Source organism: Halomonas sp. 707B3 (assembly GCF_024158645.1).
Lineage (GTDB): Bacteria > Pseudomonadota > Gammaproteobacteria > Pseudomonadales > Halomonadaceae > Vreelandella > Vreelandella lionensis.
Genome location: NZ_JAMZBE010000002.1, coordinates 58,453 through 64,833 on the forward strand (window position 1 = coordinate 58,453; position 6,381 = coordinate 64,833).

The 6,381-nt window shown below is 54.9% G+C and carries 7 protein-coding genes and 1 tRNA gene; 6 read left to right on the top strand and 2 right to left on the bottom strand.

Annotation, left to right across the window (positions count from 1 at the left end; translation table 11 throughout):
- Positions 1-40 precede the first annotated feature (40 nt).
- On the bottom strand, positions 41-691 hold the full coding sequence (gene uvrY, locus BIS10_RS00605) for a UvrY/SirA/GacA family response regulator transcription factor (protein WP_058576295.1): 651 nt from the start codon (positions 689-691) through the stop codon (positions 41-43).
- A gap of 175 nt (positions 692-866) precedes the next feature.
- On the opposite strand from uvrY, the gene BIS10_RS00610 reads away from it, so the two are divergent.
- Positions 867-942 (top strand) — tRNA-Ala (locus tag BIS10_RS00610).
- Positions 943-1,099: 157 nt separating this feature from the next.
- Here BIS10_RS00610 and argF read toward each other — a convergent pair.
- Positions 1,100-2,020, bottom strand: a complete 921-nt coding sequence (gene argF, locus BIS10_RS00615; protein WP_044630133.1) for an ornithine carbamoyltransferase — start codon at positions 2,018-2,020, stop codon at positions 1,100-1,102.
- Positions 2,021-2,237: 217 nt separating this feature from the next.
- On the opposite strand from argF, the gene grxD reads away from it, so the two are divergent.
- From grxD to BIS10_RS00640, 5 genes are all read left to right on the top strand, one after another.
- Positions 2,238-2,588, top strand: coding sequence for a Grx4 family monothiol glutaredoxin (gene grxD, locus BIS10_RS00620; RefSeq protein WP_044630132.1), 351 nt, complete (start codon positions 2,238-2,240; stop codon positions 2,586-2,588).
- A gap of 157 nt (positions 2,589-2,745) precedes the next feature.
- Positions 2,746-4,671: a DNA polymerase III subunit gamma/tau gene (gene dnaX / locus BIS10_RS00625; RefSeq protein WP_253501288.1), complete on the top strand. Its 1,926-nt coding sequence runs from the start codon at positions 2,746-2,748 to the stop codon at positions 4,669-4,671.
- A 48-nt stretch (positions 4,672-4,719) separates the two neighbouring features.
- Positions 4,720-5,046, top strand: coding sequence for a YbaB/EbfC family nucleoid-associated protein (locus tag BIS10_RS00630; RefSeq protein ID WP_253501291.1), 327 nt, complete (start codon positions 4,720-4,722; stop codon positions 5,044-5,046).
- A 3-nt stretch (positions 5,047-5,049) separates the two neighbouring features.
- Positions 5,050-5,655, top strand: coding sequence for a recombination mediator RecR (gene recR, locus BIS10_RS00635; protein WP_044630129.1), 606 nt, complete (start codon positions 5,050-5,052; stop codon positions 5,653-5,655).
- 53 nt (positions 5,656-5,708) lie between these two features.
- On the top strand, positions 5,709-6,381 hold a 673-nt coding region (locus tag BIS10_RS00640), incomplete at its 3' end, for a ribonuclease D (protein ID WP_253501307.1).

The window sequence follows — 6,381 nt, forward strand, 5'->3', positions numbered from 1 at the left end:
GCATTGGAGCTCTTAAACGGCAGAAGCTGCGATGGTAGGTCTATCCCATAGTGGCGTCAAAACCTTCGACTAGACCGTGGCGTAAGGCGAGATGGGTCAACTCGACATCACTGGTGACATGTAGCTTATCAAACAAGCGATAACGGTAGGTGTTAACGGTTTTAGGGCTAAGATGTAGACGGTCAGAAATATCTTGTACTCGCTGACAGTTGACGATCATCAAAGCAATTTGTAGCTCGCGATCAGAAAGCTGGTTAAATGGGCTATCTTCGTCAGTGAAGTGGGCGAGTGCTAGCCGCTGTGCAATTTCTTGGCTTATATAGCGCCCGTTGCGGAAGACTTGGCGAATGGCATCGGTCATTTCCACCGCATCAGCCCCTTTGCTTAAAAAGCCCGATGCCCCGGCTTCAAGCATGCGCCTCAGGACGCTGTCCTCTAAGTGGGCGGTAAGAATGATAACCTTAATGTCAGCCAAGGTGCGATGAATACGCCGTGTGGCTTCTAGCCCGCCGATACCCGGCATACGAATATCCATGAGGACAATGTCGGGCTTTAGTTGTCGGCACTGGGCGACGGCGCTCTCTCCATCATCCACTTCGCCCACAATTTTAATATCGGACTCTTCGTTTAGCAGGTGGGCGATGCTGGTTCTCACCAGGTGGTGATCATCGGCAATTAAAACGTTGATCAAAGGTCTGGCTCCTGCAGGTAATCATCGTGGACTCGAGCGATACGCACGCTGCGAACCTATAGAGTGCCACAGCTCTTAGCAAAGGAGAATTAGATGATGCTGGTTTGCTTTAATGCTTGACTCTTACAGTGCTGTAAATTAGTATTCGCCCCGCTGCACGAAACTGGCAGCATGTGGGGCCTTAGCTCAGCTGGGAGAGCGCAACACTGGCAGTGTTGAGGTCAGCGGTTCGATCCCGCTAGGCTCCACCAATATTTCTAAACGCTACGTTATTTATAACGTGGCGTTTTTTTATGCTTGCTTTATGCTTGCTTTGTACCCGGTGTAGTGGCGTTTGCTTTCGAGGGCGTTGTGCAAAAGCCCGCCCTGCAAAGCATACAGGGCGGGATAGAGGTTAGGCGATAGAGATTATGCGTCGACTTTGCCTAGCAACAAAAACTCGATCAATGCTTTTTGAGCGTGTAGGCGGTTGCCGGCTTCCTGCCATACTACTGCCCTTGGGTCGTCCAGCAGCGTGAGGCTGATCTCTTCGCCTCGATGAGCTGGCAAGCAGTGTAAAAACAGCACGTCAGATTGGGCGGAGTCGAGCAGGGCTTCAGTTACCTGGAAGCCTGCAAAGTCGGCTTCTCGTTTTGCCTGCTCCTCTTCCTGGCCCATGGAAGCCCATACGTCAGTAGTGATTAAGTCAGCACCTTTAGCCGCTTCTTGTGGGTCGTGGAGCAGGGTGACGCAGTCACCCGCAGCGGCCATGATATCTTCGCGTGGTTCATAGCCTTCCGGGCAGCAGACCCGCAGATGAAAGCCGAACTGGCGGGCGGCGTTGATCCAGGAGTGGCACATATTATTGCCATCGCCAATCCACACCGCGGTGCGACCTTTGACGCTGCCGCGCAGCTCTGTCCAGGTCATCACATCTGCCAGCAGTTGGCAGGGGTGGTAGTCGTCGCTTAGGGCATTAATCACCGGCACGCTGCTGGCGCTGGCATAGGTTTCCAGGCCTTGGTGGGAGAAGGTGCGAATCATGACTGCATCCACCATCTCAGAGAGCACGCGTGCGGTGTCTTCGATTGGCTCACCGCGGCCAAGCTGGGTATCACGAGGAGAGAGGAAGAGCGCATGGCCACCAAATTGCGCCATGCCTGTTTCAAAAGAGACGCGGGTACGGGTAGATGATTTTTCAAAAATCATCGCCAGCGTGCGGTTTGGTAGCGGTGTGTACACCGGGCCATTAGCTTTAAGATCCGTCTTGATCTTAATGGCACGCTGGATCAAATACGCCAGCTCATCTGGGGTCAAATCCAATAGGGTAAGGAAATGGCGTGTCGCCATGGACTTCTCTCCGCGCAAAAACACCATCCTAGCGATGCGGCAGGGGATGCGCAACGCGGGCGGCATGCGTAGAATGGCTGCCACGCGTTAAGGCCGAGTAGTTTGCTCGGGTATTGGTGTAATCACCAATCCATGGCATTACTAGGTCGTGGGGTTAAAGCCAGTTGACGAATTGCGTAAACTGACTTGGATCACATCACTTGTTTAGGAGCACATCATGAGCACCACTGCCGAAAATATTCAGCGTCAAATCAGCGAAAACCCGATTTTGATCTACATGAAAGGCACCCCCCAACTGCCCCAGTGCGGCTTCTCTGCACAGACAGTGCAGGCGCTGATGAGCTGCGGCGAACGTTTTGCCTTCGTCAACGTATTGGATAACCCGGATATCCGTGCTGAGCTGCCGAAAATTGCCAACTGGCCGACCTTTCCCCAGCTATGGGTAGAAGGCGAGCTGGTAGGCGGCTGCGATATTGTGATTGAAATGCATCAAAACGGTGAGCTTGAAAAGTTGGTAAAAGAAGCCGCCCAACGTGCTGGTGCCGCTGAAGGTGGCGATAACGCCTAAGCGTAACGCCTCATGCCGCTCGGCATCTGCCGGGCGGTTGGCGGGCTGCGGTGCAGCCGCTAGAATGGTGTTCTATGAAGCACCAACAATTAGCATCTACGGTTTACGATAGGCTGTTTAGCATCGACAGTCAGCCCGCCTAAGGAAGTTTTGCTCAATGAGCTATCAGGTTCTGGCCCGCAAATGGCGGCCGCGTACATTCCACGAGCTCGTGGGCCAGGCCCATGTTCAACGCGCCTTGGTCAATGCCCTTGATCAGGGCCGCTTACACCACGCTTACCTGTTTACTGGCACGCGTGGCGTCGGCAAAACCACGCTGGCGCGCATTTTGGCGAAATGCCTTAACTGTACCGCTAATGGGCGCGGGGATGAGGGAATTACCTCGACACCCTGCGGTCAGTGCGATAGTTGCCAAGCCATCGATGAAGGCCGTTTTGTCGACCTGATCGAAGTCGACGCTGCTTCGCGAACCAAAGTAGAAGATACCCGCGAACTGCTCGATAACGTTCAGTATGCGCCTACCCAAGGGCGCTACAAGGTATACCTCATTGATGAGGTGCACATGCTCTCCACCAGCAGCTTTAATGCGCTGCTTAAAACGCTGGAAGAGCCGCCACCCCATGTAAAATTTCTGTTAGCGACCACCGATCCGCATAAGCTCCCCGCCACGGTACTATCCCGCTGTTTGCAGTTTACGCTCAAGCATATGCCGCCTGAGCGGGTAGTCGAGCACTTAACTTATGTGCTGGGCGAAGAGGGGGTTGAGTATGATGAAAGCGCGTTGTGGCTGTTAGGCAAGGCTGCTGAAGGCTCCATGCGCGATGCAATGAGCCTGACTGATCAAGCCATTGCCTTTGGCCAAGGGGCTGTGCGCCATGCTGATGTAGCGGCAATGCTGGGCACGTTGGATCATCGCCATGTGCTGGCCTTGGTTGAAGCGCTGGCAGCGGTAGATGTTCAGAAGTTGCTGGCAGAAGTGGCCCAGCTAGCCGAGCAGGGACCTGATTTTGCCGCCGTGCTAGATGAGTTAACTGCCATACTCCACCGCTTGGCCGTGGCGCAAATGGTGCCGGATGCAGTGGATAATAGCCACGGAGACCGAGCGCAAATTCAGCAGCTGGCCAGCCGTTTTACCGCTGAAGATATCCAGCTCTACTACCAGATTGGTATCCAGGGGCGTGGCGATATGGTACACGCCCCAGACTTGCGTAGTGCTCTGGAGATGACGCTGTTACGGATGCTGGCTTTCCGCCCTCAGGGCGTTCCCAAGCCACCTGCGACGCCGCTGCCGCTACGCCCTGAGCCTGCGCCTTCAGCAGATGCAACGCCAGCCCCCGCAGCACCGCCAAGCGCCCCTGTGTTAGCGGAGCCAGCCGCAAAAAAGCCTGAGCCTGCACCCGCCGCTGCCGAGGCTGAGCCTGCGGTGCAGGCAGCTCCACCAAGTGAGGCGCCCGAGGCATTAGAGCCGCAATATGATGCGCCGCCGCCCTGGTCGCTTGAAGAGGTAGAAAGCGCCGCTACGCTCTCGCCAGAGCCAGAGCCAGAGCCAGAGCCAGAGCCAGAGCCAGAGCCAGAGCCAGAGCCAGAGCCAGAGCCAGAGCCAGAGCCAGAGCCAGAGCCCGCTTCATCCTCTAAGGTGGCGCCTTCCTCTCTCTCGGCTGAATCGCTGGCCTCGGGAGATCTCTTAAACCACGCCGCATGGCTGGCTTGTTTTGACGCCTTAGGTTTAGGCGGGCTAACGCGTAACTTGGCGGCACATTGCCAGTTAGACAGTGATGATGGTGGCACTGTGGTGCTGAGGCTTGACCCCAGCCAGTCCGCCATGAAGGCCGAGGTTCATAACGGGCGCATTGAGCGCGCGCTGAAAGAGATCGGCATACCAAGAAGGGTTCAGTTCAGCGTGGCTGAACTTGACGCCACGCTGGAAACACCCCGGCAACAGGAAGAGCGTTTACAGCAAGAACGCCATGCGCAGGCTGTTGATCTATTGCATCACGACCCCAATATTCAGAAGTTGCAGCAGGCGTTTGGGGCTACGCTAATTGAGTCAACCGTAAAACCAGCGCCAGAGCCACGTTCCTAACGGCCGACGGCTACCAACTCGCTTATTAATGATTTAGGAGAAGACCGCATGTTTAAAGGCGGAATGGGCAACATCATGAAGCAAGCCCAAGAAATGCAGGAAAAAATGCAGCGCGTTCAAGAAGAAGTGGCCAAAGCTGAAGTGCACGGCGAAGCGGGTGCGGGCATGGTAAAAATTATCATGAACGGTCGCCATGATGTCAGCGATGTCACGATCGACCCCAGCGTGCTGGAAGAGGATAAAGAGCTGCTTGAAGATTTGCTGGCGGCAGCGGTCAACGATGCTGTACGCAAAGTAGAAGCGAACTCCAAAGCGAAAATGGAAGAAGCAACAGCCGGTTTAAATCTACCGCCCGGCTTTAAGATGCCGTTCTAAACCATGCGCTTTTCTCCGCTTGTTGAGCAATTGATGGACGCGTTTCGCGTGTTGCCAGGCGTTGGGCCAAAAACGGCTCAGCGCATGGCGATGCATTTACTAGAGCGTGAACGCCCAGGTGGCCAGCGATTAGCCGCAGTGATTCAGCAGGCGATAGAGGAAGTAGGCTACTGCCAGCGCTGTCGTACGCTCACCGAAGCCGATATTTGCGCGCTGTGCGAGAGCTCTCGCCGTGATGATGCACTGTTGTGCGTGGTTGAATCGCCCGCAGACCAGCTAGCGATTGAAGAGGCTGGCGGTTTTCAAGGGCGCTATTTTGTACTGCATGGTCACCTTTCACCGCTAGATGGTATTGGCCCGGAAGCTATCGGGCTGGAGTTGCTCGAAAGCCGTGTAGCTGAAGGCAATATTCGTGAAGTCGTTCTTGCTACTAACCCTACGGTAGAGGGTGAGGCGACAGCGCATTACATTGCCTCTCAGCTTGCGCATTACGGTGTATCCTTTTCTCGTCTCGCCTATGGCGTGCCGATGGGCGGTGAGTTGGAGTATGTGGATGGCGGTACATTAAGCCGCGCTTTTAATGGTCGCCAGCCCTTTGCTAGCGATTAATGCTGATAATAAACGCAAGCGCTGATGCGGTTGTGCCAACCCGGAAGATTGCTTTGTCCTCTTCAACTTCTGCTTTGTATCAATGGATTGATAGCGCCGAGGCGTTAGACGCCGCCTGTGAACAGGTTTCCGGTGCCAGCGTTATTGCCTTAGACACCGAGTTTTTCCGCGAGAATACGTTTTTCCCCATACCGGCGCTGATTCAGTTTGCCAGTCATGAAGTGGCATATTTAGTCGACCCGTTATCAACACCCTGCACCAACGCTTTTAAAGCGCTATTGCAAAATAGCGCGGTGAAGCTGCTGCATGCCTGCAGTGAAGATTTAGAAGTCTTCCAACACTGGGCGGGCGTGTTGCCTACGCCGCTGGTGGATACCCAGGTGGCGCAAGCCTTCTTAGGCGAAAATCCTGGCATGGGTTACCAAAAACTCGTAGAGCACTGGGTAGGCGAAACGCTTCCCAAAGAGGAGACACGCTCTAATTGGCTGGAGCGTCCGTTAACGTCTTCTCAATGTGAGTACGCCGCGCTAGACGTGATTTACTTGCTTAAAGTGTGGCAGCTTCAGGCGGAAAAACTCGACGCCTTAGGGCGGCGTGAGTGGTTGGACAGCGAGTGCGCCAGCTTGATCGAACAGGCAGGACGCAGCGTTGAAAACGACGGCCAGTGGTATACCCGCCAGCGCCAGCTTTGGCGTTTGACGCCTCGCCAGCTTGAGGCCTACCGAC

Coding starts and splice junctions, on each gene's coding strand:
- argF (WP_044630133.1), bottom strand. CDS start 2,020: ATGGCGACACGCCATTTCCTTACCCTATTGGATTTGACCCCAGATGAG.
- BIS10_RS00630 (WP_253501291.1), top strand. CDS start 4,720: ATGTTTAAAGGCGGAATGGGCAACATCATGAAGCAAGCCCAAGAAATG.
- dnaX (WP_253501288.1), top strand. CDS start 2,746: ATGAGCTATCAGGTTCTGGCCCGCAAATGGCGGCCGCGTACATTCCAC.
- recR (WP_044630129.1), top strand. CDS start 5,050: ATGCGCTTTTCTCCGCTTGTTGAGCAATTGATGGACGCGTTTCGCGTG.
- grxD (WP_044630132.1), top strand. CDS start 2,238: ATGAGCACCACTGCCGAAAATATTCAGCGTCAAATCAGCGAAAACCCG.